The organism is Stappia sp. BW2 (genome assembly GCF_008107695.1).
GTDB lineage: Bacteria > Pseudomonadota > Alphaproteobacteria > Rhizobiales > Stappiaceae > Roseibium.
In genome coordinates this window covers 999,882-1,024,699 of sequence record NZ_VIRG01000070.1, presented here as the reverse complement: position 1 = coordinate 1,024,699, position 24,818 = coordinate 999,882, and the positions used below count along the sequence as shown (strand labels likewise).

Annotated in this window: 18 protein-coding genes; 5 read left to right on the top strand and 13 right to left on the bottom strand. The window is 59.7% G+C overall.

Features of this window, described 5'->3' with window-relative positions; translation table 11 throughout:
* The first annotated feature begins 88 nt into the window (after positions 1-88).
* From FMN63_RS23650 to FMN63_RS23630, 5 genes are all read left to right on the top strand, one after another.
* Complete coding sequence (locus FMN63_RS23650) at positions 89-1,648, top strand: ABC transporter substrate-binding protein (protein WP_148586582.1); 1,560 nt, start codon at positions 89-91, stop codon at positions 1,646-1,648.
* A 281-nt stretch (positions 1,649-1,929) separates the two neighbouring features.
* Complete coding sequence (locus FMN63_RS23645; protein ID WP_148586581.1) at positions 1,930-2,874, top strand: ABC transporter permease; 945 nt, start codon at positions 1,930-1,932, stop codon at positions 2,872-2,874.
* A complete protein-coding gene (locus tag FMN63_RS23640) occupies positions 2,874-4,811 on the top strand; it encodes a dipeptide/oligopeptide/nickel ABC transporter permease/ATP-binding protein (RefSeq protein WP_148586580.1) in 1,938 nt (645 codons plus the stop codon). Before FMN63_RS23645 ends, FMN63_RS23640 begins: the two co-directional genes overlap by 1 nt.
* Positions 4,808-5,815, top strand: coding sequence for an ABC transporter ATP-binding protein (locus FMN63_RS23635; protein WP_148586579.1), 1,008 nt, complete (start codon positions 4,808-4,810; stop codon positions 5,813-5,815). The genes FMN63_RS23640 and FMN63_RS23635 overlap by 4 nt, the downstream gene beginning before the upstream one ends.
* A 37-nt stretch (positions 5,816-5,852) precedes the next feature.
* A complete protein-coding gene (locus tag FMN63_RS23630; RefSeq protein WP_148586578.1) occupies positions 5,853-6,647 on the top strand; it encodes a FadR/GntR family transcriptional regulator in 795 nt (264 codons plus the stop codon).
* Here the strand turns inward: FMN63_RS23630 and FMN63_RS23625 are convergent.
* The 13 genes from FMN63_RS23625 to FMN63_RS23565 all read right to left on the bottom strand — a co-directional run bounded on the left by FMN63_RS23625 (position 6,644) and on the right by FMN63_RS23565 (position 24,651).
* On the bottom strand, positions 6,644-7,912 hold the full coding sequence (locus FMN63_RS23625) for an amidohydrolase family protein (RefSeq protein WP_148586577.1): 1,269 nt from the start codon (positions 7,910-7,912) through the stop codon (positions 6,644-6,646). The genes FMN63_RS23630 and FMN63_RS23625 overlap by 4 nt on opposite strands.
* 102 nt (positions 7,913-8,014) lie before the next feature.
* Entirely contained in the window at positions 8,015-9,562 is a 1,548-nt protein-coding gene (gene cysG / locus FMN63_RS23620; protein WP_148586576.1) for a siroheme synthase CysG, read from the bottom strand.
* A complete protein-coding gene (locus FMN63_RS23615) occupies positions 9,534-12,215 on the bottom strand; it encodes a nitrate reductase (protein ID WP_148586575.1) in 2,682 nt (893 codons plus the stop codon). The genes cysG and FMN63_RS23615 overlap by 29 nt, the downstream gene beginning before the upstream one ends.
* 22 nt (positions 12,216-12,237) lie before the next feature.
* Positions 12,238-12,687: a cyanase gene (gene cynS, locus FMN63_RS23610; protein WP_148586574.1), complete on the bottom strand. Its 450-nt coding sequence runs from the start codon at positions 12,685-12,687 to the stop codon at positions 12,238-12,240.
* 9 nt (positions 12,688-12,696) lie between these two features.
* Complete coding sequence (locus FMN63_RS23605) at positions 12,697-14,430, bottom strand: bifunctional protein-serine/threonine kinase/phosphatase (RefSeq protein WP_148587326.1); 1,734 nt, start codon at positions 14,428-14,430, stop codon at positions 12,697-12,699.
* Positions 14,431-14,493: 63 nt separating this feature from the next.
* Entirely contained in the window at positions 14,494-15,339 is an 846-nt protein-coding gene (locus FMN63_RS23600; protein ID WP_148586573.1) for a formate/nitrite transporter family protein, read from the bottom strand.
* Between the two features lie 31 nt (positions 15,340-15,370).
* Positions 15,371-15,712, bottom strand: a complete 342-nt coding sequence (nirD, locus tag FMN63_RS23595) for a nitrite reductase small subunit NirD (protein ID WP_205514258.1) — start codon at positions 15,710-15,712, stop codon at positions 15,371-15,373.
* A complete protein-coding gene (gene nirB / locus FMN63_RS23590) occupies positions 15,709-18,162 on the bottom strand; it encodes a nitrite reductase large subunit NirB (RefSeq protein WP_148586572.1) in 2,454 nt (817 codons plus the stop codon). The genes nirD and nirB overlap by 4 nt, the downstream gene beginning before the upstream one ends.
* Positions 18,163-18,179: 17 nt before the next feature.
* A complete protein-coding gene (locus FMN63_RS23585) occupies positions 18,180-19,940 on the bottom strand; it encodes an ABC transporter ATP-binding protein (protein WP_148586571.1) in 1,761 nt (586 codons plus the stop codon).
* A gap of 10 nt (positions 19,941-19,950) precedes the next feature.
* Entirely contained in the window at positions 19,951-21,033 is a 1,083-nt protein-coding gene (locus FMN63_RS23580; protein WP_148586570.1) for an ABC transporter permease, read from the bottom strand.
* 95 nt (positions 21,034-21,128) lie between these two features.
* On the bottom strand, positions 21,129-22,529 hold the full coding sequence (locus FMN63_RS23575; protein WP_148586569.1) for a CmpA/NrtA family ABC transporter substrate-binding protein: 1,401 nt from the start codon (positions 22,527-22,529) through the stop codon (positions 21,129-21,131).
* 364 nt (positions 22,530-22,893) lie between these two features.
* Positions 22,894-24,003 carry a CmpA/NrtA family ABC transporter substrate-binding protein gene (locus FMN63_RS23570; RefSeq protein ID WP_148586568.1) on the bottom strand — a complete coding sequence of 370 codons (1,110 nt, stop codon included), beginning with the start codon at positions 24,001-24,003 and terminating at the stop codon, positions 22,894-22,896.
* A 60-nt stretch (positions 24,004-24,063) separates the two neighbouring features.
* Positions 24,064-24,651 carry an ANTAR domain-containing response regulator gene (locus FMN63_RS23565; RefSeq protein ID WP_148586567.1) on the bottom strand — a complete coding sequence of 196 codons (588 nt, stop codon included), beginning with the start codon at positions 24,649-24,651 and terminating at the stop codon, positions 24,064-24,066.
* Between the last annotated feature and the right edge of the window lie 167 nt (positions 24,652-24,818).

Genomic DNA, 24,818 nt, shown 5'->3' with positions numbered 1-24,818 from the left:
CTCGACCGAAAATAAATATGAAATAATTATTGCAGCATTGCAATTTATCATGATTAATTATTCTTCAGAAACAACGAGGGGAATGGTCATGAAAAAATTCCTAGCCGCGGCATTTGCCTCGGCCTTCCTCGCCTTTGCACCCCAGGTGCAGGCGCAAACTCCACCGAATATTCTGGTCGTCGGTCAGATCGCGGAACCCAAGTCACTCGACCCGCATGCTGTCACGGCGGTCAACGACTTCCGCATCCTGATGAACCTCTATGACGGACTTGTCCGCTACAAGGACGGCACGCTGGAAGTCGAGCCTTCCCTGGCCGAAAGCTGGACGATTTCGGACGATGGCAAGAGCTACACTTTCAAGCTGCGTGAAGGCATCAAGTTTCACGACGGCTCGCCGTTTAACGCCGAAGCCGTGAAGTTCAACTTCGATCGCATGTTGAACGAGGACAGCCCCTATCACGACACGGGCCCCTTCCCGCTGGCGTTCTTCTTCTCCACGGTTGAACAAGTCGTTGTCGATGATGAGTACACCGTCACCTTCAACCTCAGCGCCCCTTATGCGCCGTTCCTGTCGAACCTTGCCTATCCGACGGGGTTGATCGTCTCGCCCGAAGCCGTCAAGCAATACGGCAAGGATTTCGGTCGTCATCCCTCCGGTACGGGCGCCTACAAGTTTGCAGAGTGGGAAGCCAACTCCAAAGTGGTTGCCGTGCGCAACGAGGACTATTGGGATGGCGCACCTGAGCTGGAAGCCGTGATCTTCCGTCCCATCACCGACGCCAACACCCGCATCGCCGAAATGCTGTCCGGCGGACTGGATGTGATGGTTGAGGTGCCGCCCGACAGCCTCCAGCAGTTCAAGGACGATGCGACCTTCAAGGTGCTGGAACAGGCCGGTCCTCACGTCTGGTTCCTGATCCTGAACTCCCGCGAAGCACCGTTCGATGTCAAGGCTGCGCGTCAGGCCGCCAACTATGCCATCAACAAGAAGGCGCTGGTAGAAAACATCCTGCAAGGCACTGCAGACGTTGCCGCTGGCCCGACACCGCCTGCGTTCGCCTGGGCCTACAACGAAAGCCTGGAGCCCTATCCGTATAATCCGGAAAAGGCCAAGGAACTTCTGAAGGAAGCAGAATACAACGGCGAAGAGATCACCTTCTACGTCACCGAAGGCGGCTCCGGCATGCTCGATCCGATTGCCATGGGCACGGCCATCCAGGCTGATCTTCAGGCTGTCGGCATGAAGGTGAAGATCGAAACGTACGAATGGAACACCTTCCTCGGCAAGGTGAACCCGGGCCTTCAGGGCAAGGCTGCCATGGCGGAAATGGCCTGGATGACAAACGATCCGGACACGCTGCCGTTCCTGGCCCTGCGCACCGACGCCATGCCGGAACAGGGTGGCTTCAACTCCGGCTATTATTCAAACGCCAAGGTGGATGAATTGCTTGAGAAAGCCCGTGAGGAAACCGATCAGGCTGAACGCGCCAAGCTCTACAAGGAAATGCAGGACATCGTCCACGACGACGCGCCCTGGGTCTTTGTCGCCAACTGGAAACAGAATGCCGTCACCAAGGCATCGGTCGAAGACTTCAAACTGCAGCCGTCCTTCTTCCTGATGCTTCAGAAGGTGAAGAAGCCTCTGTAAGACGAAGCCTTTCCCGGCGGGCCATGAAACGGTCTGCCGGGATTTTCGTATCCGGTCCGGCATGCAGCAAGTGTCGGGGAAAACGAAAAAATACACCCCAGGCAACAACATTGCCTCATCCTGAGGAAGCGCAAAGCGCTGTCTCGAAGGATGGGCCGCTTGCTCCGGAGTGTGCCGCCCATCCTTCGAGACGCGCACAAATGCGCTCCTCAGGATGAGGTCGCGGTAGCGGTAGAGGCTTCAGGAAACGGCCGACCGCACTCAGAAAGAGGGAGAGACCATTGGCTGCCTATATCGCCAAACGTCTGCTGGCTGCCATCCCCGTCCTGTTCGGATTGACGATCATCGTCTTTCTGATCATGGCCATGATCCCCGGCGATCCGGCCACGGCCATTCTGGGCTCCTATGCGACGCCGGAAAACGTTGCCAAGCTCAACCGCGATCTGGGCCTCGACAAGACGTTGTTCGAACAATACGTCATCTGGATCGGCAATCTGTTTCATGGCGATCTCGGCCGGTCATACACGCTCAACCGCCCGGTGCTGGATGAAGTGATGGAGCGTTTTTCGGCAACGCTTATCCTCGCCGGCACATCGCTGGTTCTGTGCTCGATCTTCGGCCTTCTCGCCGGCATTGTTTCTGCTGTCCGCCAATACGGCTGGGCGGACAAGATCATCACGCTGCTCGTACTTGTCGGCATTTCCACGCCCTCTTTCTGGCTCGGCCTGCTGCTGATCCTGGTGTTTGCCGTCAAGCTGCGCCTGTTCCCCGCGTCCGGCATGTATGCCATCTATGGTGGCGGTGACCTGGCGGACCTGATCCATCACCTCACCCTGCCCGCATTGACACTTTCAGTCGTCGCAACCGGCGTCATTGCCCGTCTGACACGAACCGCCATGCTGGAAGTTCTCAGGCAGGACTATATCCGCACGGCCCGCGCCAAAGGCCTGTCGGAACGCAAGGTCATCTACAAGCACGCCTTCAAGTCCGCTCTGGTCGGTGTGGTGCCGGTCATCGGCATCCAGGCAGGCTTTGTCATCGGCGGCGCGGTCTATATCGAAACCGTGTTCCAGTGGCCCGGCATCGGCTCCATGCTGGTGACGGCGATTTCCACCCGTGACCTGTTGCTGGTTCAAGGCGGCGTTCTGGTGGTGGCCGCGGCCTATGTGTTTTTCAATCTGCTCGCGGACGTGGTGCAGACCATTCTGGATCCGAGGTTGCGATGATGACTGACACGACCATGAGCGCTCCTTCGAAAACGAAGTCCAAGTCCTCGCGCCCGGGGACACTCGCGCTCCTCCTCAACAACACGCTGGCAACCAGCGGTCTTGTCGTCCTGGTGCTGATCTGCCTCATCGCGCTGGCTGCACCGATCCTGCCGCTGGCGGACCCGGATGTCACAGCCCCGGCTGACCGCCTTTTGCCGGTCTTTGCCGAAGGTCACCTGCTTGGCACCGATCATCTGGGCCGGGATATTCTCTCGCGGCTTATCTGGGGCACGCGCGTGTCCCTCGCCGTCGGGTTGTCGGCAACAATCATCGCTGCCTTCTTCGGCTCGCTCCTGGGGCTCGTTGCCGGGTACGCGGGTGGGCGAACCGATACGCTGATCATGCGCGGCATCGATATGGTGATGGCATTTCCCTATATCCTGCTGGCACTGGCCATCGTCGCCGTGCTTGGCCCGGGCCTGCTCAACGCGCTTTACGCCATTGCTCTCGTCAACATCCCGTTCTTCGCCCGGAACATCCGGGGCATCACGCTCGGGCTGTCCCGGCGGGAGTTCGTCGATGCGGCAAGGCTGTCCGGCAAATCGCCGGTGCAGATCCTGTTTCTGGAAATTCTGCCTAACGTTCTGCCGGTCATCGTCATCACCATGTCGACAACCGTCGGCTGGATGATCCTGGAAACCGCCGGTCTCTCCTTCCTCGGCCTCGGTGCACAGCCGCCCCAGGCCGACCTCGGCTCCATGCTGGGCGAAGGCCGCAAGATCCTTTTCACAGCCCCGCATGTGTCGATCATCCCCGGCCTCATGATTTTCGCACTGGTCATGAGCATCAACCTCTTCGGCGATGGCGTGCGCGATATTCTCGACCCGCGCCTGCGCGCCGGGTCGCTGACACGGCCGGTCTCACGGACGGCCGTTCACAGGAAGGCCGACGATATTCCCGCCCCTTCCCAAAAGGGCGGCGTTCTCGATGTCCGGCAGATGCGCACAGAATTCGAGATCGGCAGTTCCGTCTACAAGGCCGTCGGCGGAGTCGATCTGAACCTGAAAGAGGGCGAATGCCTGGGGATCGTCGGCGAATCCGGTTCCGGCAAATCGGTCACCGCCATGTCGATCATGGGTCTCGTGCCGACCCCTCCCGGCCGGATTGCCGGAGGGGCTGCCTATCTCGACGGAGAGGATCTTTTTGCAGCCAGCGACCGGCGCATCCGGGATTTGCGAGGCGGATCGGTCGCCTATGTCTTCCAGGACCCTTTGTCGACGCTTCACCCGCTTTTCACCGTTGGCGACCAGCTGACGGAAGCCATCACCACGCACCAGCCAATGTCCGGCTCAAAAGCGCGCGAGAAGGCGATCGAACTGCTATCGCTCGTCCGCATTCCGAACGCGAAGGAACGGCTGTCCGCCTACCCCCATGAACTCTCCGGCGGTATGCGTCAGCGGGTCTGTATCGCCATGGCGCTGGCCAATGACGCCAAGGTGCTGATTGCCGACGAACCGACCACCGCGCTTGATGTAACAGTGCAGTCGCAGATCCTGACTCTGATGAACGGTCTGCGCCGGGAACGCAACGCCGCGATCCTGTTCATCACGCACGATTTTGGTGTCGTCTCGGCTCTGTGTGACCGGGTCGCCGTCATGTATGCGGGACGGATCGTTGAAACGGGAACGACGGAAGAGGTACTGGCCAATCCGCGCCATCCCTACACCGCCAAACTGATCGAATGCGTACCGGTTTTGGGCGAACCCGAGCGGCGTCTGGATGCAATCGAAGGCCGTCCGCCAGTCGTCAACAATCTGCCGGAAGGCTGTGCCTTTGCAGCCCGGTGTCCACACGCACAGGCTGCCTGCCGCGCTGGAGAAATTGGCCTTGAGATGTCATCGGATACTCGAGGTGTCCGGTGTCTCTTTCCGTTGAACTCCGGAGCGTCCGCATGAACCAGATCAGCCAGAAGCCGATGGACAGCGAAGCTCTTTTGACCATTCGGGATGTCGAACGCATATTCGGCGGTGGCCGGAAGCTCTTCGGCGGACAACTGCCAGCCGTCCATGCGGTTCAGGGCCTCAGCCTCGACGTGAAGAAAGGCGAGACCCTTGGGGTTGTCGGTGAATCCGGCTGCGGCAAGTCCACCCTTGCTCGTCTGGTCGTCGGTCTCGACCTGCCAACCTCCGGCTCGATCACTTTCAACGGCGAGGATCTGGCTGCGCTGGCACGGAAGGACCGCAATGCGCTGGCCCGCAAGGTTCAATATGTCTTTCAGGACCCGGTTGCCTCGCTCAACCCGCGCAAGACAATCCGCACCATCCTGGAAGCACCGCTCAAGCACCTGACCGACCTGAAGGCCGACCGCCGAGAGGCACGCCTTGCCGAACTGCTGCAGGCGGTCAATCTGGCACCGGAGTTCCTGGAGCGCTATCCGCATGAATTCTCCGGTGGCCAGGCACAACGGATCGGCATCGCCCGTGCGCTTGCGGCGGGACCGGAACTGATCGTGCTCGACGAGCCGGTGTCCGCCCTGGATGTGTCCGTGCAGGCCCAGGTTTTGAACCTTTTGGACAAGTTGAAGGACGACTTCGGCCTCACCTACATCTTCATCAGCCACGATCTCTCGGTGGTGGAAAGCGTCAGCGACCGGGTGGCAGTGATGTACTTCGGCCGGATGGCCGAGCTTGGCCCTGCCAAAGAGATCTTTCGCCATCCGCTCCATCCCTATACGGATCTCCTGATGCGCTCCGCACCTGCACCAGGGCGGCACGATCTGATGTCCGAAGATGCCTCGACCGAACTGCCGGATCCCTACAATCCGCCCAAAGGCTGCGCCTTTGCCGCCCGCTGCGCCCATCGAACCGAGACTTGCATTGCCGGCAAACCGTCACCGGATGAGTCCAAGGCCGGGAACAACCACATTGCAGCTTGCTATCACCCCCTCGGGAAGGCATAGGCATCCCGAAAAACAAGGCATGGTAGACTGACCAGCTATGAGAATTCCCGAAGGAGCGACAGATCCGAAGACACGGAAACGCCTGCGGCGGCCCGATATGGTTGCCCAGCAGATCCGTGAACAGATCGTCGAGGCTGGAATGCGGCCCGGTGACCGGGTTCCTACCGACTGGCTCCTGCCGGAAACGGTCAAGGTGTCCCGGGGGTCTCTGCGCGAAGCGCTGAAGGTTCTGGAATTCCAGGGCCTTATCTCAACCCGCAGCGGACCGGGCGGCGGTGTCTTCGTCGCCTCCGTTGAACCGGGCGAAGCCATTCGCATGCTGGACAATCTGTTCCTGTTCGACCAGCCTTCGATTGCCGATATCTACACTCTCAGAAAGCACCTCGAACCGGAGCTTGCGGCCTCGGTTGCCGGAACGCTGACCGACGAAGCGTTCCAGGCCTTACAAGGCTGCATCCGGCTTTACGAGGACGAGCCCAAGACCGCCGAAGAAGAATACAACCAGCGGCTTGCGGAACTCGATTTTCATGAAGAGCTGGCACGCCACTGCAGAAACCCGATCCTGGCTTTCACCTGTACGTTCCTGCTCAGTCTCCTGCGCGACATGACGGTCTGCCGCTCAATCTACAAGGAACCGAATCCCGCTCTTCGCGAAACCGGCCTGCACTATCAGGTCAAGTTGCTGCGGGCGATGAAATCGGGCGACGGCGAGCTCTGCCGGATGATCATGCGCGGCCATATGATCGAAGCGGAAAAATACATGCAGGAGCGTGCTGAATTGCGCACGCGCGGCAGCAGTACGGCGAAAGCCGCCACGACCAACGGCAGCTAGGGATCCCGAACCGCTTCCAGTTGCTCCGAACTGTCCGGCGACCCGGAGGCCTGCAGCAACTTCGCCGGCGCTTGTTCGAACGTGAACTTGCCGTTCTTCATGCCCCAGACCGGACGAATGATCTCCGAAACGACCTGATTGCCACTCAGAGCCGGCAAAGCGACAAAGGTGGCCTCCGCCCCCACCTCTATCCTGCGCGCCTTGTTGATCAGCCGCCGCGGTGCGGCGGTCACCATGTCGAAACAGGTTTCCAGATCTTCCGCTGACCCGAGTTGGTGGACATTGGCGTAAAGATTGGCCATGCGCGGCAACGAGCAATCGCCGTAAGGCGTAAACGGATTGAGCACGTTGTTTGTTGCGACAGTGCAGCAGACCCCATGTTCGTGAAAAATATGCGCCGGTGCGACCCCGCGCGGTACCAGGCTTTCAGAGTCACGTCCCATCAGAAACAGATCCGTCGACGGCAGCACGGTAAGCGCGATTTCGGCTTTCTTCAGAATGTGAACCGCTTCCAGAAGATCCTTCCGGCAAAGAGCCGACAACTTGGTGACGTGGCCGATGGCAACCCTGCCCCGCCAGCCGAAGGCCATTGTCTGCCGGGCAATTTCATCGAGATGGCGCCAGGAGGGATCGAGATCGAAATCCAGATGAAAATCGAGATCGACATCGTGCCGCCGGGCCATTTCAAACAGGCAGGCGATCTGACCGTTGGGGTCGCTGTCCGTATAGGGACAACCTCCCAGCAAGTCAGCGCCCTCGGCAAGCGCCTGTTCCAGCAGCTCGGCAGTGCCCGGATTGTTGAGAAGCCCTTCTTGCGGAAACACACAAATCTGCAGGTCCAGCGCCCAGGCGAAATCGTGCTTCAACCGCTGAACGGCATGAAACCCCTTCAAGCCGATCCCCGGATCTATCTCCACATGTGTGCGGATGGCATTGGTGCCCTGGACAATGGCCTTTTCCAGAACCTTCCGGCCCCGATCGTAGACATCATCTTCCGAAAACCCCTTTTTTGCCCCGGCAACAGAGGAAATCGCGCCTTCCAGCGTGCCGGTCTCGTTCCGGCACCGGTCGAGAATGCAGGCCTTGTCGAGGTGAAGATGGCTTTCGACAAAACCGGGCACCAGCAGAACGCCTTTGCCATCCACCTCTTCCGAGGCCTGCGGAAGAGCCACGCCGATCGCCGAAATCGTTCCGCTCTCTATCGCAACATCGACAGCCGTTTTGCCGCCGTCGATGAGTACATTCCGGATCACAAGCCCGCTCAAACCTTCGCCTCCGTGGGAGAAACCTGCGCTGTTCCGGCGCCAAGACAGGTCGCCGTCACTCGCAGGCCGGAGGCCTGCTCCGCTGCCAGTTGCTTGAACAAATCAAATGGCAGCAGTTTTGCCAAGTCTCAGAGTGCCCGGATTTTCAGCACGTATTGTTTCCAACGCCGCCGCAAAGTGCTGGTGGAGTTCAGATCCTTCCATCTGCCCAGTCTGACGGTTCGCCGCCTGGAAAACCTCCCCAACTCCAATCAGCATCGGCCCGTCCAGCCCCAACGACGTGACACCGCTTTCAAGTTCGCTGAGAGACCCTGACCAGCGTTGTTCATCGTTGCGGGATATCCCCGAAACGGCAACGACGGGTGTGGTGGCCGAAAGACCTTCGGCAACCAGCCGATCCCTGATCCTGCCGGCCGTTCTGGCCCCCATATAGAAGACGGTGGTTGTTGAGGTATCGGTCAGCCCGTGCCAGTCAACCGTTTCCGGCAACTCGCCGTGGCGGGAATGGCCGGTGACGAACCGAACCGACTGGGCGTGATCGCGATGCGTCAGCGAAATGCCCAGGCGTGCCGCCATCGCGGAAGCTGCCGTGATCCCCGGCACGACAGTTGCCGGAATGCCTTCCGCCGCAAGCCTGTCGAGTTCCTCGCCACCCCGGCCGAAGATCATCGGATCTCCGCACTTGAGCCGCACCACATGTTTGCCCTGTTGGGCGAGCGACACCATCATGTCGTTGATGTCTTCCTGGCGGCAGCTTTCCCGCCCGCCCCGCTTGCCGACCAGCATCCGCTTGGCTTCGCGGCGGGCCAACTCCAGAACCGCATCATCCACCAGATCGTCAAAGAGGATGACATCGGCCGATTGCAGCGCCCGCACCGCCTTCAGCGTCAGATATTCCGCATCGCCCGGTCCGGCACCGACCAGGGTGACTTTGCCAGCCGCAGATGATCTTGCGTCATCCAGAAGCGCTTCTGCGAGATCTTCTTCCTCGACAGGTGCGGATTTCCCGGAAAAGGCAAGATCGGAGATCCGCTCCCAGAAGCGGCGCCGCTGCGCCCCTGCCTCCAGCAGCGACAGCGTCTTCTCGCGCAGCCTGCTTGCCAGTTGCGCCCATCCTTGCAGACTTTCCGGCAGCAGGGTTTCGATACGCCGGCGGATCGCCTGCCCAAGGATCGGCGCAACGCCATTGGTCGAGATGCCAATAACGACGGGCGACCGGTTGACGATGGAGCCGAACTGAAAGTCGCAAAAGGCGGGTTTGTCGATGACGTTTACCGGAAGCCCCATTCCGCGAGCCGCACAGGCAAATGCCTGCGCCTCCCCTTCGCTGACAGCATCTGCGACAGCCAGAACAGCGCCTTCAAAACTGTCGACCGACCAGCACCTCGCATGATGGACAAACCGGCCCTTGGTCGTTTCGCAGGCAATAACCCCTTCGAACGCGGTTCCCAGGTCCTCAGCATAAACGTGAACTTCAGCACCGGCAGCGGCCAGCAACTCCGCTTTCCAGGCGGCCGCATCGGAACCGCCCGCAAGCACCACTTTTCGGCCCTCCAGCGGGAAGAACAATGGCAGACTTGCAAGAGCTCCAACGCGCGCCGGGCGCCTACGGCTCTTGACCTCAGCTGGCTTTCGCAATGTTGGCGTCATCGAGGCTTTCCTTTGCAATATCATCCAGTAGCGTCTGGATTTCGGAGCGGCACGAGCCGCAATTCGTGCCGGCTTTCAGCGTTTCCCCAATCGCGTTGACGCTCTCCGCACCGCAGCGCGCGGCTTCGGCGATCTGATTGCAGCCGACCTGGAAACAGGAACAGACGAGCGCGCCCGGGTCGGGCCTGTCCGCAGGCACCCTTCCTGCAAGAACGCTTGCACGATCTCTCGGCGCCAGGGCGTCTTCGCTCAGCAGGCTGCACGCCCACTGGCGGGAAACCTCCACCGGAGATGCGGAGAAATAGAAGGCTGTCTGCAGGTGGTCCTCTTTCCACTGAGCTTGCCGGAACCAGCCACCGGCAACGTCGGAAATCTCGACAGTTTCGCAGTCTGCCAGGCCAAGCGACGTTGCCAGTTCGGCAAAATCGGCTTCGTTGCGCCCCGCGCATTCCAGTCTGTACCCTCCCGGGACAGGCGCCAGAGCCCAGTAGTCTGCCGCAATTTTTGCCGGCCGTTGGCGCAAGACGGCAAAACCAAACCAGGCCATCGGAGCCTTCGTCACCGCCACCGGAGTGAATTTCGACCCCGGCTGACCCGAGTGCGGATCGGTAGCCGGGGCAACCACTGCGTCGACCCTTGCATTGAACGCAAGCTGATCGGTCCAGTGCATCGGCACGAACACTTGCCCCTCACCGCCCCTGTCCGTAATCAGCGCCCTCACCAGCACCGATCCGTGAGGGCTTTGCACTTTGACGAGATCTGCCGGCGCGATCTTGAGGCGTTTGGCATCCAGCGGGTGAATTTCGGCAAAAGGCTCTGCGAAATGGGCGGTCAGGCGCGGCGTTTTGCCGGTCCGTGTCATCGTATGCCACTGGTCGCGGATCCGGCCCGTGTTCAGCACGAAAGGATACCGCCGTTCGGTCTGACGAGGTGCCTTGAAAACCACAGGGACAAACTGTCCCTGACCGGTTTCCGTGTAGAAACCACCCTCGGCGAAGAACCTTGTTTCGGCAGCTTGCGTGTCAGCGGGCTGCGGCCACTGGAAAGGCTCCAGAGCATCGAACCCGGCATCCGCCACATCCTCATAGGCGCCGATATCGAAATCCCGGCTGCCCTCGTTGCGATATCCAGAGAGCCCTGCATGTTCGCGAAAAATCGCTGCGGGGCCCGGATATGAAAATGCCTCGGCGTAGCCCATGCGCGATCCGACTTCGCTCAGCTGCCACCAGTCGGGACGGACGTCTCCTGGAAGATCCAGAAAGGCACGCTGTCTTGAGATCCGGCGCTCGGAATTGGTGACCGTGCCATCCTTTTCGCCCCAGGCAGCAGCCGGCAGCAGGACGTTCGCATAAGGCACCGTGTCAGCCGCCCGCGTCACCTCTGAAACGACCACGAAGGGACATGCTTTCAGCGCTTCCGCCACGCCGTCGGCGTCCGGTAGACTGTCCACCGGACTGGTCGCCATGATCCAGAGAGCCTTGATCCTGCCATCGCGTACGGCGTTGAAAAGTTCGACCGTCTTCAACCCGGGCTTCTCGGCAATTGCCGGGCTTTTCCAAAAGTCCTGAACGATCCGTCGGTGTTCGGCGTTTTCCAGAACCATGTGGCTTGCCAGCATGTTGGCGAGCCCACCGACTTCCCGCCCGCCCATGGCATTCGGCTGTCCCGTGACCGAGAAGGGACCCATGCCCGGTTTTCCGATCCGGCCGGTCGCCAGATGCGTGTTGACGATGGCATTGACCTTGTCTGTGCCGACAACCGACTGATTGACTCCCTGGCTGTAAACGGTGACCGTCTTTTCCGTGCGGGCAACCATCTCGTAAAACAGCGCGATGTCCTGGCGCTTCAGCCCGGTCGTTTCGGCAATCTGGCCGATTTCACACGGTCCTGCGGCCTTCACCGCAGCCGCAAAACCTTCCGTGAACCGCTTGACGTAACCATCATTAACGAGATCCGCCTCCGCCAGAAAGGACAGCAAGCCATTGAACAGGGCAACGTCCGTATCGGGCTTCAATTGCAAATGAAGGTCCGCGATGGCGCAGGTCGCTGTCTTGCGGGGATCGATAACGACGACACGCATTGCAGGGTTCGCTGCCTTGGCCGCCTCAAGGCGCTGAAACAGCACCGGATGGCACCACGCCAGATTGGAACCGACCAGAACGACAAGATCCGCCAATTCCAGGTCTTCATAGGTGCCCGGAACCGTGTCCGATCCGAACGCCCTGCGGTGACCGGCAACGGAAGACGCCATGCAAAGGCGGGAGTTCGTGTCGATGTTCGCCGAGCCGATGAAGCCTTTCATCAGCTTGTTTGCAACGTAATAGTCCTCCGTCAGGATCTGCCCGGACACATAGAACGCAACGCTTTCTGGACCATGATCACGAACAGCTTCCTGAAAGGTGCGCGCGACAAGATCGAGCGCGTCATTCCAAGTGGCGCGCTTGCCGGAAATTTCCGGATAGAGCAGCCTGTCTTCAAGCGACAGCGTTTCGCCGAGCGCGGAGCCCTTGGAACACAGCCGGCCGTAGTTCGATGGGTGGTCGGGGTCACCTGCAACGCTCACAGTCCCATCCGGGTGCCGGGTGGCGAGGACGCCGCAGCCGACACCGCAATAGGGACAGGTGGTCCGGGTCGTTTTGTTGTTGTTGGTCATTCCATCTTTCCCGGTTCCTGAATTACCAGGCGTTGTACCCAAGGTATTTTCCGGACATCTCGATTTTCACCCGGTCCCCCTTGGGGTTTTCCACTCGGGTGACCGACATGTCGAAATCGATGGCGGACATAATGCCGTCGCCGAATTTCTCGTGGATCAGCGCCTTGATTGTCGGTCCGTAGACACCGACAATTTCATAAAGACGGTAGATGCAGGGGTCCGTCGGCACTGTCTGCGACCAGATCTTGGTCGGGCTTTCCTGCAGAACCAGAGACGCTTCCTGCGGCAGACCCAGCGTTGACGTGATGGCCTCAGCCTTGTCCTCCGGCATGGCGTTCATGCCCATGGCCGCCGAATGGGTCCAGACCGGCGACATGCCGATAGTCTCGGCAATGCCTTCCCAGGTGAGGCCTGCCTGCCGCTTGGCGGACAGGATCATGCTTGTAACGTCTTCACGGGTGAGAGCAGACATTTGGATCTCCTATGGATTGCCGAAAAGTTGGAAGAAAAGGATGGCGCAAAGCACCGCGAGAGCAGCAGAGACGATCTGCCAGAAACGGACAGGATCGCGTTCCGCCAGAGGCACAAAACGGTCGGACGTGAAGGCCGGGTTCGGGCGACGCAGATCTTCAAGAAATGCGCTCAGGGCGTCGTAACGTTTGCCAGGAACCGGATGAACGGCTCGGCAAAGCGCACCGTCGACCCAGTCCGGAACCCGCTCCGTGACGGCCGACGCACTGCGGTAGCGAAGGGCTGCCTGAGCGCGCTCACTCGTTGCTCTGGCAACGGCGGCGCCATAAGGCAGACGGCCGGTCAGCATTTCATAGGCGATGACGCCGAGCGAAAACTGGTCGCTGTATTCTGTGCCGAGATAACCGAGGAACACTTCCGGGGCGGTGTATTGGTGGGTGCCGAGGATCTCGCCCTTGTCGAGAGATGGCGCCGCTTCCATGACACCGGCGATGCGCACAGATCCGAAATCGATGATCTTTACCGTGCCCGAGGCGTCGATCATGATGTTTTCCGGACGCAGGTCCTGATGAACCATCTCCTTGCGGTGAAAGGCCATCAGTCCTCTGGCGACCTGCTCAAGGATGCCACGCACTGTTTCAAGGCTCGGGTGCGGGTTGTCCGTCATCCACTGACGTAGCGTTTGTCCGTTGACGAATTCCGTCGCCAAAAACAGCGTCTGCCGAGCCTGCGGATAGGAGGCAGCCTTCAGCACATGCGGAGAGGCCATCCGGCGGGCAACCCATTCCTCAAGAGCGAAGCGGCGCAGATAATCTTCCTCGCCGCGCAAATCGAGCGAGGGAAACTTGAGGGCGACCGGTTCGCCCGTTTCCTCGTTTTCCGCCAGATAGATATGGCTGCGGCTGGTAGCATGCAGGCCCCGCAGCAGCCTGAACCCTTCATGCTCGCCAGGCACTTTCGGCAGTGGCGCCGGGGGCAAGGTGCCCTCTCCGCTCAGCAGATCTTCAGTGCCCGGGTCCGCGATACCAGTCACCCGGACGATCTGAACAGTCAGATTGTCGTCGCTGCCCGCTTTCAGCGCCTGATCGGCAAGCTCCCTGGCTGTCGTTTCAAGATCCTCACACGCCAGGAGGGCTTCGGCCATATCCTTTGTGCGCAAGGAACCGTGGACACCATCGGTCGTCAGAAGAAATACATCGCCCGAGCGAATATCGAACGCAGCATAATCGAGATCGATGGTTTGTCCGAGACCAAGAGCCCGACCGAGATAGCTTTCCGTTTCGCTGATACGAACCGTGTGGTCTTCGGTCAGTTGCTCCAGGCTCTGGCCGGAAAGGCGCCAGATGCGGCTGTCTCCGACATGAAAGAGATGCGCCTTGCGACCTTTCAGAATCAAGGCGGAAAAGGTGCAGACGTGGCCCCGGTCCGGTTCGGCTGCCTGTTTTGTCTGGCTGAAAAGCCACGAATTGGCGGCTGATATCACCCGGCTCGCCGACGTCTTCACCGACCAGGCTTCCGAGGTGCAATAATAGTCCGTGAGGAAGGATTTGACGGCAGTCTCCGCAGCGATGTGCGCAACCGGACTGGAGGAAATGCCGTCCGCGACTGCAAGCGCAATGCCCTTGTGCACCAGCACCGGGCCCTCCGGCACCACGGTGCCGTGAAAGTCCTGGTTCTGGGCTTTCCGTCCGGCGCAAGAATACTGGCCGGTCTCGACGCTCAGGGCGCTATGTCGGACTTGCATCAGCACGGGAAAAGGGTCCTCCGGAAGAAGCGCTCCGCCGCCAGAGGCGGCGGAGCCTCACACTTATTCGGCAGGCGTTGCGACCGGCGCTTTTTCGTAGCCGGCCTTACGCGAAGGCGAGGTCTTGTAGTGGGTGGCATAGATCATGCCGCCAACGAAGGTGAGCCCGCCGACCAGGTTGCCGAACACCACCGGAATTTCGTTGTAGGCAAGATAATCGAACCAGGTGAAGTTGCCGCCAAGCATGATGCCGGACGGGAACAGGAACATGTTCACGATGGAATGCTCGAAGCCGAGATAGAAGAACACGAGGATCGGCATCCACATGGCCATGATCTTGCCGGAGACCGAGCTGGACATCATCGCGGCCACGACACCGGTCGACACCATCCAGTTGCACATCACGGCGCGAATGAAGACGGTCAGAAGGCCAGCCCAGCCTGCGGCGGCATAGCCAAGGGTTCGCGCTTCACCGATCTTGCCGATTTTCTGGCCGACAGCGTTCGGCTCCTGGCTGAAGGCCATGGTGAAAATGATCGCCATGAAAACCGCGGTCGTCAGGGCACCGGCAAAGTTACCGGTGAAAACCAGACCCCAGTTGCGGAAGACACCGCCCCAGGTGCAGCCAGGACGTTTTGCGATCACGGCCAGTGGTGCCAGCGTGAACACACCGGTCAGCAGATCGAAGCCCAGCAGGTAGAGCATGCAGAAGCCGACCGGAAACAGCACCGAAGCCGCCAGGAAGTTGCCGGTATTAACGGCAATGGTCACGGAGAAGGCCGCTGCAAGTGCCAGAATGGCACCTGCCATATAGGCACGGATAAGTGTGTCCTTGGTGGACATGAAAATTTTCGATTCGCCCGCATCGATCATTTTCGAGGCAAATTCCTGTGGCGTTACGTATGACATCTGAATTCCTTTCGCGAGAGAGCTCAGCCGGTCAGACGGCTTCGTGTGAATAGGAAAGATCAATGAGGATTTGGCCGTCTTCCAGACGGACGGGAAAAGCCGCCGTATGGCCTTCGTCGGCCCCTTGCGCAGCTCCGGTCTCCAGGGAAATGACCCAGTTGTGCAACGGGCAGGTCACACAGCCGTCATGCACGATCCCCTGACTGAGAGGCCCGTTCTTGTGCGGGCACTTGTCTTCCAGGGCGAAGACATCGTCCTTTGCGGTGCGGAAGACGGCGATGGTCATATCGCCGTTCTTCACGCACCGTGCTCCCTCCCTAGGAACATCTTCGAGGGTACCGATATGAACCCATTTACGAATATCGGCGGTCATTCGGCAGCCTCCTTTGTCAGAACAGCCATCGGCTTGAACTCATGTTTGTCCTTGCCGGAGACACGCTCCGACCACGGATCGACCTGTGCGAATTTCTGGGAGAAGACGAAACGGTCGAAATACGCCTTGCGCATCGCCGCATCGTCCATGATCTGGCGCCGGATCTCGTCCAGCCCGATGCGCTTGGCCCACTTGTAGATCCGCTCCAGGTAATGGCCCTGTTCGCGGTACATCTGTGCAAGCGCGGCAACATGCTCGATTGCCTCATCCTCGGTCTTCACCATGCCGAGAACTTCCGTGCCCTTGATGTCGAGACCGGCAGCCCCCGCGAAATGGATCTCGTAACCGCTATCAACGCAGATGATGCCGATGTCCTTGCAAGTCGCTTCCGCGCAGTTTCGCGGGCAGCCGGAGACCGCCATCTTCAGCTTCGCGGGCGTCCAGGAGCCCCACATGAATTTTTCCAGCTTGATGCCGAGACCGGTGGAATCCTGCGTACCGAAGCGGCACCAGTCCGTACCGACGCAGGTCTTCACAGTCCTGAGGCCCTTGGCATAGGCCTGCCCGGAAACGAACCCGGCCTTGCCAAGGTCTGCCCAGACCGCAGGAAGGTCTTCCTTCTTGATGCCCAGCATGTCTATGCGCTGGCCACCGGTGCATTTCACCGCCGGAATGTTGAACTTGTCGACGACATCGGCAATTGCCCTCAGTTCCTTTGAAGACGTCATGCCGCCCCACATGCGCGGAACGACTGAATAGGTGCCATCTTTCTGGATGTTGGCGTGGACACGTTCGTTGATGAAACGGGACTGGTAGTCGTCCGCATATTCATCCGGCCAGTCGGAGACCAGATAGTAGTTGAGCGCCGGCCGGCACTTGGCGCAGCCGCCGGACGTGGTCCATTCCAGTTCCTGCATCACGGCCGGAATGGATTTCAATTCCTTGGACTTGATCAGACGGCGAACCTCGTCGTGGCCGAGGTGGGTGCAGCCACACATCGGTGTGACAGCTGCCGGATTATAGGCGTCGCCCAGAGTCACCTGCATCAACTGCTCGACCAGCCCCGTACAGGTGCCGCAGGAGTTGGATGCCTTTGTGTGCGCCCGCACACCGTCCAGGCTCGTCAGGCCCTTTTCCTTGATCGTGGCAACGATCTTTCCCTTGCAAATGCCGTTGCAGCCGCAGATTTCCGCATCATCCGGCAAGGCTGCAACGGCCGCCGTAGGGTCCAGTGGGGTCCCTCCCTGGTAGGCCTGACCAAAGATAAGCGTCTCACGCATTTCGGAGACGTCGGTCCCTTTCTTCAAAAGGTCGAAGAACCAAGGACCGTCGGAGGTTTCGCCGTAAAGTACGGCACCGACGATCTTGTTGTCTTTCAGGACAATCCGCTTGTAGACACCGGCCGACGCATCCCGCAGGACGATCTCTTCCCGATCGTCACCTTCGGAAAAATCACCTGCCGAATAGAGGTCGACACCGGTTACCTTCAGCTTCGTCGCGGTAACGGACCCCTTATACTCGGAAGAACCGCCAAGCAGGTTGTCGGCAATCACCCCCGCCATTTCATATAGCGGCGCAACAAGGCCGTAGCACATGCCCTGGTGTTCGACGCATTCGCCGAGCGAGAAGATGTCAGCATCGCTTGTGCGCATGTCGTCGCCGACCAGAACACCGCGATTGACGTCCAACCCGACTGCCCTGGCAAGGTCAGCCGACGGGCGGATGCCAACGGCCATGACAATGATCGAAGCCTCGATCTCGGTTCCGTCATCGAGCCGTATGCCCCTCACCTTGCCGGCATCATCGCCCATAATTTCATGGCTGTTTGCCTTGGTGCGTACATCAATGCCGCGGCGCCTGAATTCCTCCTCGAGCAGAAACCCGGCAGCCGGGTCAAGCTGGCGTTCCATGAGGGTCGGCATCAGGTGCAGAACCGTAACGTCCATGCCCTGCATCTTGAGGCCGGCCGCCGCTTCAAGGCCAAGTAGCCCACCACCGATGACGACAGCTCGTCCGCCGCGTTTGGCGGCATTCAGCATCTTTTCCACGTCATCCAGATCGCGATAGGTCAGAACGCCGTCGAGATCCTTCCCCGGAAGCGGGATGATGAAGGGAGACGATCCCGTGGCGATCACCAGCTTGTCGTATGTGACGGTGATGCCCGTGTCCGATGTGACGGTCTTGGCTTGCCGGTCGATCTCGGAAACACGAGCCCCCTTGTGCAGGGTCACACCATGTTCGCCGTACCAGTCGTCGCCGTGGGTGATGATATCTTCATAGGTCTTTTCACCCGACAGCACCGGCGACAGCATCAACCGGTTGTAGTTGACCCGCGGCTCCGCATTGAAAATGGTGACCTCAAAGGCATCCCGGTCTTTTTCAAACAGGTTTTCGAGCATCCGCCCGGGCGCCATGCCGTTACCGACAATGACAAGTTTCTGTTTTGTCATGGCTTTTCTCCAGACTTTCATTCGGCTGCTTCGGCCGCCGCAGATTGACGGGCCATCCGTTTGGCTCGTTTTTCCTGAATGGATTTCAATTGGTCTTCACTGGGATCCGCACCGCCCTCATAGGCTTCCAGGAAGTCCAGAAGCTCCTCGCGGTAGGCGTAGTAATCCGCATGGGCGAGCAGCTCCTTGCGCGAGCGTGGTCGCGGCAGATCCACTTCCATGATGTTGCCGATACGGGCGTTCGGCCCGTTTGACATCATCACCACACGGTCGGCCAGCAGGATGGCCTCATCGACATCGTGCGTGACGCAGACGGCCGTCACCTGGGTGCGCTTCCAGACGTCCATCAGCACGTCCTGCAGCTCCCAGCGGGTCAGGCTGTCGAGCATGCCGAACGGCTCATCCAGAAGCAGAAGCTTCGGTGACAGGGCAAAGGCCCGTGCGATACCGACACGCTGCTTCATACCGTTGGAAAGCTCGGACGCAGCCTTGTGCATTGCGTCCGACAGGCCGACCTTGGCGAGGTAATATTCGATCACATCGCGCTTTTCGGACTTGGACGCATCCGGATAGACCTTGTCGACGCCCAGTTCGACATTCTCGTAGGCTGTCAGCCAGGGCATCAGGCTTGGCGCCTGGAAGACGACTGCCCGGTCTGGACCGGCCTGGGTTACATGGGTGCCATCGAGAACGATGGCACCTTCGGTGATCTTGTTGAGCCCGGCCACCATCGACAGGACCGTCGACTTGCCGCACCCCGAGTGACCGATCAGGGTGATGAACTCGCCCTTCTTCATCTTCAGGTCGAAGCCGTCGACAACCGTCAGCGGCCCCTTTGGGGTCGGATAGACCTTCTTCAACTGCGAGAAGTCGAGATAACGGTCCTGAACCGCGGATTCCGATGCCCGCTCATAGGCCACCGGAAGCTTGTCCGCAGGCTTGGGCCGCTGGGTGATCGGAACGATGTTCGGCAGGACGATTTCCCGCTCCAGATCCGCCCCGCGCTCAGACCCTGCTTCCATCAGATATGCGGTGACCTCGGCCCGCAGCCGAATGAAGTCGTCGTCGTGATTGAGTTCGCCTCTGTCTCGCGGCCGCTGAAACGACACCTTGAACTCCGGACCAAGCGTTGCCGGTGTGCCGGGCTTCAACGGAATGATCCGGTCCGCCAGAAGGATCGCTTCATCGACGTCATTGGTGATGAGAACGATGGTCTTCTTTTCCTCGTCGCAGATCGCGGCGAATTCGTCCTGAAGTTTTGCGCGCGTCAGGGCATCGAGCGCCGACAGCGGCTCGTCCAGCAGCAGAAGCTCGGGCTGCATGGCAAGGGCCCGCGCCACGGCCACCCGTTGGCGCATGCCGCCGGAAAGCTCCGACGGCTTGCGGTCCCTGGCATGCCCCAGGCCGACCATCTCGATGTATTTGTCGCAGATCGCCTTGCGCTCGGCCGAGCTCTTCTTCCTGAAAACACTGTCGACGGCCAGTGCCACATTGCCGAACACCGTGAGCCAGGGCATCAGCGAATAGGACTGGAACACCACGCCGCGATCCGGATGCGGGCCGTCGATTTCCTTGTTCTTGAAGATGATGCCGCCCTTGTCCGGCTCGATCAGACCCGCCAGCAGAGAGATCAGCGTGGTCTTGCCCGTGCCGGAAAAGCCGACAATGGCAATGAACTCACCCTCTTCCACCTTCAGGTTGATGTCATCCAGCACCTGGGTGCGGTCAGCGCCTTGGCCGTAGCTTTTGGAGACGCCGGAGATTTCCAGAAAGGACATATCCGTCTCCTTAGCGATTGGCCGAGAATGTGAAGGCGCGCTGCAAAGCGAACATCAGCCGGTCCAGCATGAAGCCGATGATGCCGATGGTCAGAACCGCGACCATGATCTTGGCGAGCGACTGGGAGGAGCCATTCTGGAATTCGTCCCAGACGAATTTTCCAAGACCCGGGTTCTGGGCCAGCATTTCCGCGGCAATCAGAACCATCCAGCCCACGCCCAGCGACAGGCGCAACCCGGTGAAGATCAGCGGCAGAGAAGACGGCAGAACCAGCTTGGTAACGGTCTTCCAGGTCGGCAGTTGCAGAACACGGCCAACATTCATCAGGTCCTTGTCGACCGAGGCGACACCCAGCGCGGTGTTGATCAGTGTCGGCCACATGGAGCAAAGGGTCACGGTGACGGCGGAAATCAGGAGGGATTTCGACAGCCAGTCGACCGGGTTGGCATATGTCGCCGACACGATCATCGTGACGATCGGCAACCAGGCCAGCGGCGACACCGGCTTGAAGATCTGGATCAGCGGGTTGATCGCCCCGTTGAAGGAGCGCGACAGGCCCGAAGCAATGCCGAGCGGCACGGAGATCAGCGTTGCGATCAGGAAGCCGAGGCCGACAGTCTTCAGCGACGTGCCGATCTGGTCGAGGTAGGTCGGCTTGCCGGTATAGTCACGAAACTTGATCTTGTCGGTCTTGCCTTCGGCTTCGTATTTGGCGTTACGCTTATCCTGGCGCTCGTAGAAAGCAGCCGCCTTTTCACGCTCGCGCACATGATCGTCCCAGAGGTTGACCGCCTGGGACCAGACCGCTGCAGGTCCGGGAACGGCGCCAAGCGACGTCTGCACCTGCGGCGCCAACGCCCCCCAGAGGACGAGAAAGGCAATGATGCCCAGCAGCGGGATCACGAGGACACGTTTGAGCTCCCCCAACTGTTCCTTGGGGTTGTCGCCCGCGGCAATCTTCAGGAGAGGCACGGTCCAGGACAGGCCCAGTGCATCCAGCCAGCCGGCGGCCTTGTTGATCCGTGTGAAGAGTTTTTCCCGTCGCGCGGCGCGGGCAAGATCCTGACTGCCTGCGGTATCGGCATTGGCCATGATGGCGATCCTTGTTCGAAGTCTGTCGGTTCGTTCCGAATGAGAAAGAGGGAGCGGCGGGGCTGCTCGACCGCCGCTCCAGTTGGGGGGAGTTATCAGCCGCCAACAACCTGATTGCCGTCGACCACCTGCTTGCCCTTCAGGCCAATCGGAAGGCTGTCGATGTAGGCGTTCGGCTGTTTGCCGTCGTAGGGAATGCCGTCGATGATGTCCGCCGCGGGGGTCGGAGCACGGTAGCCATCCGTTTCCCACGGGAAGTCTTCCTTGGCCACATACCCTTCCTCGACCAGCATTTCCGCGGCTTTCAGATAGATGTCCGGGCGATAGACAGACCGCGCAACTTCGTCGTACCAGCTGTCCGGCTTGTACTCGGCAATCTGGCCCCAGCGGCGCATCTGGGTCAGGTACCAGACGGCATCGGAATAGAAGGGATAGGTGGCGTAGTAGCGGTAGAAGACATTGAAGTCGGGAACGTCGCGCTTGTCGCCCTTCTCATATTCGAAGGTGCCGGTCATGGAGTTGGCGATCACTTCCGCGTCCGCACCGACATATTCCGAACGGGACAGGATCTCGACGGCTTCCATGCGGTTTGCATTGTCGTTCTCGTCAAGCCACTTGGCTGCGCGGATCAGCGCCTTGGTGAGAGCAAGCGTTGTGTTCGGATATTCTTCGGTAAATTCCTGCGTCAGACCGAACACCTTTTCCGGATTGTTCTTCCAGATCTCGTAATCGGTGATGACCGGGACGCCGATGCCCTTGAAGACAGCCTGCTGGTTCCAGGGCTCGCCGACGCAATAGCCATAGATGGTGCCTGCTTCCAGCGTTGACGGCATCTGCGGAGGCGGCGTCACGGACAAGAGCGCATCGGCCTGAATCTGGCCGGAAATATCGGACTTGGAATAAAAGCCCGGATTGATATCGCCCGACGCCAGCCAGTAGCGCAGCTCGTAGTTATGGGTGGAAACCGGGAAGACCATGCCCATGTTGAACGGCTTGCCCTCGGACTTGAACTGGTCGACAACCGGCTTCAGTGCCGAAGCCTTGATCGGGTGAACCGGTTTGCCGTCTTCCTGCATTTCCAGGTGCGGCTTCATCATCTCGAAGATTTCGTTGGAAACGGTGATGCCGTTGCCGTTCAGATCCATGGAGAACGGCGTCACGATATGTGCCTTGGTGCCGAAGCCGATGGTGGCAGCCAGCGGCTGGCCTGCCAGCATGTGTGCACCGTCCAGTTCGCCGGTGATCACCCTGTCGAGCAGAACCTTCCAGTTGGCCTGCGGCTCCAGCGTGACAAAGAGGCCTTCATCCTCGAAGTAGCCAAGCTCATAGGCAACGGCGAGCGGCGCCATGTCTGTCAGCTTGATGAAGCCGAACGTGAGCTCGTCCTTTTCGACATCCAGCATCTCGGCATAAGCACTGGAAGCGGACACCAGAGCCGTCGCAGCCATCAGGGCACCAAGTGCGGTCCGGCGGGTGATAGTAAGGGTCTTCTTCATTGTCGCGTCCTGTCCCTCGTTCGTCCTGCGCCGTCTTCAGCCGGGCACAGGAACAAAAAAAAGCCGCCGACCGAACCGCACGAGGGGAGGAGGTCCCATGCGATTCAGATCGGCGGCTTTGCCTGTGCACCCAGCAGTGGGTGCGATATTTGGTGGGCCAACGTCGGCCCTACCCCCTTAAAAGCACGATCTGTGCCAGTTTCAGAAAAACGGCTTCTTCCCTTGTTTTCAAGGACTTATGATATCAGGAAAATTTGACCACCTGCACAAGGTGCATATTTGGTCAGCGAAGCATGCAGGCAACTGAGTGTTTTTTGTGCATCGCAACCTCACCTGGATTGCTCCAGTTCGTCTGCTTCGACGTTCAGGAACGAGCGTCGTCAAACATCTCTATGGTTGCGTCTGTCGCCACCCCGGTCAGACCCAGCGCTTCAAGATAGACGGTCGGCGAAAACACCTTTTCAACTTCCTTTTCCGCCTGCTCCGACGGTTCCACCTGCCCCCAACGCACCATCTGCTCGTAGAACCATTTGCCATAAACCGGCATAGGCGCTGCCTTGACGCCGCCGGAGAAGGTGAGAAAGTCCGGAACATCCTTGACTGACTGCGGATCCAGCCTGATCCGGCCAGACAGAGCCGCAAGGCAGATTTCAGTGGGACAGGCCAGAAGATCGGACCTTGCCAGCACCTCTGCCAGCTCCACATTGTTCTTCGGATCGGCGCACCAGTCGGCAGCAGCCGAAAAGGCCCGCATCAGCGCGGCCAGCGTTTCCGGATTGGCTTCGGCCCATTTGCGTGTGACGCCAAGTACTTTTTCCGGACTGTCCGGCCAGATCGCCTGTTTGTAAGTGGCAATTCGCCCCGTTCCCGCCACGACGGCGGCCGTGTTCCAGGGCTCACCGACGCAATAGCCGTCAAGTTGGCCTTCAGCCAAGGCGTCCGCCATGACCTGTGGCGCAAGCACCGTGATCTCCGCATCCCGGTCCGGATCGACCCCGGCGGCGGCAAGCCAATAGCGCAATTCGTAGGCATGGCCTGAAAACGGGTGCACGACACCAAAATGAAGCGGCGGCGCACCAGCCTTCTGCTTTCCGGCGATCACGCGCGCAAGCGCAGCGCCCGTGGATGCAGGATCGCCTTCGGGATCGGCGCCCGCAGCCGCCATATCGGCCCAAAGGACGTTGGACACGGTAATCGCGTTGCCCCCGAGCCCCAGAAGCATGGGGGCAAGCATGGGCACGGCAAGACTGGTCAGGTTGAGGCTGGAGGCAATCGGCATCGGCGCGAGCATATGGGCAACATCGAAATGGCCAACGGAAATCCGGTCGCGGATGTTGGCCCAGGATGTCTCCCGGATCAGCTTGAGCGCAATGCCTTCCTGTTCTGCAAAGCCGAACTCGGCAGCTGCCACGATGACGGCACTATCCAGAAGCGGAATAAATCCTGCGATGACAGGCTTGAGGTTCGTATTCATGATCCTGCAGTCCTCTGGTTGGCCGTTTCTCCCCGTCCGGTCGCTGTTGTTGTCATCGCGTCAGTCTCCCAGCAATCCGCTGGCGATCACAAGGCTCTGTGCCACATCGATGATTTTACGACTCTGGTTCATCGCCGTTCGGCGCAGAAGGTCATAGGCCTCCTGTTCGCTGAGCCCCTTGGATTTCATGAGAATGCCTTTGGCACGGTCGATGGTCTTCCGGTCAGCAAGTTCAGAGCGCACTTCCTCCAGCTCCTCCGTCAGCCTGGAAAACGCGCGGAACCGGCTGATCGCCATGTCCAGGATCGATTTGACCCGTTCCCGCTTCAGTCCGTCGACGATGTAAGCCGATACGCCTGCATCGACGGCCGCCTCGATGGAATTACTGTCCGACTTGTCGACGAACATCGCAATCGGTCGCCGCACCGCCCGCGATACCTGGAACATGTGCTCAAGCTGATCTCGATTCGGGTTCTCCAGATCGATCACAATCACATCCGGATTGATGTCTGAAATCTGGCGAACCAGTCCTTCCATCTGGTGCACGACAATGACTTTGTCGTGCCCGGCATCGCGCAATCCCTGCTCGATGATCGAGGCACGGATCTTGTTGTCATCAATAACCAGAATGGAAAGCCCGCCGCTCATGGCGCCATTATGCGCAGGGCTAGTTTTTATGCAACACAAATGCCGCACTGCAACAACAGCAATATGTGCTTTCAAACCGATCCCCGTCCTTGTGAAACATGGCCAAGGGTGTGGACCCATAAATGAAGACGAAACGGCATGAGACCTGGCGAAACCGCGTCAGGAGG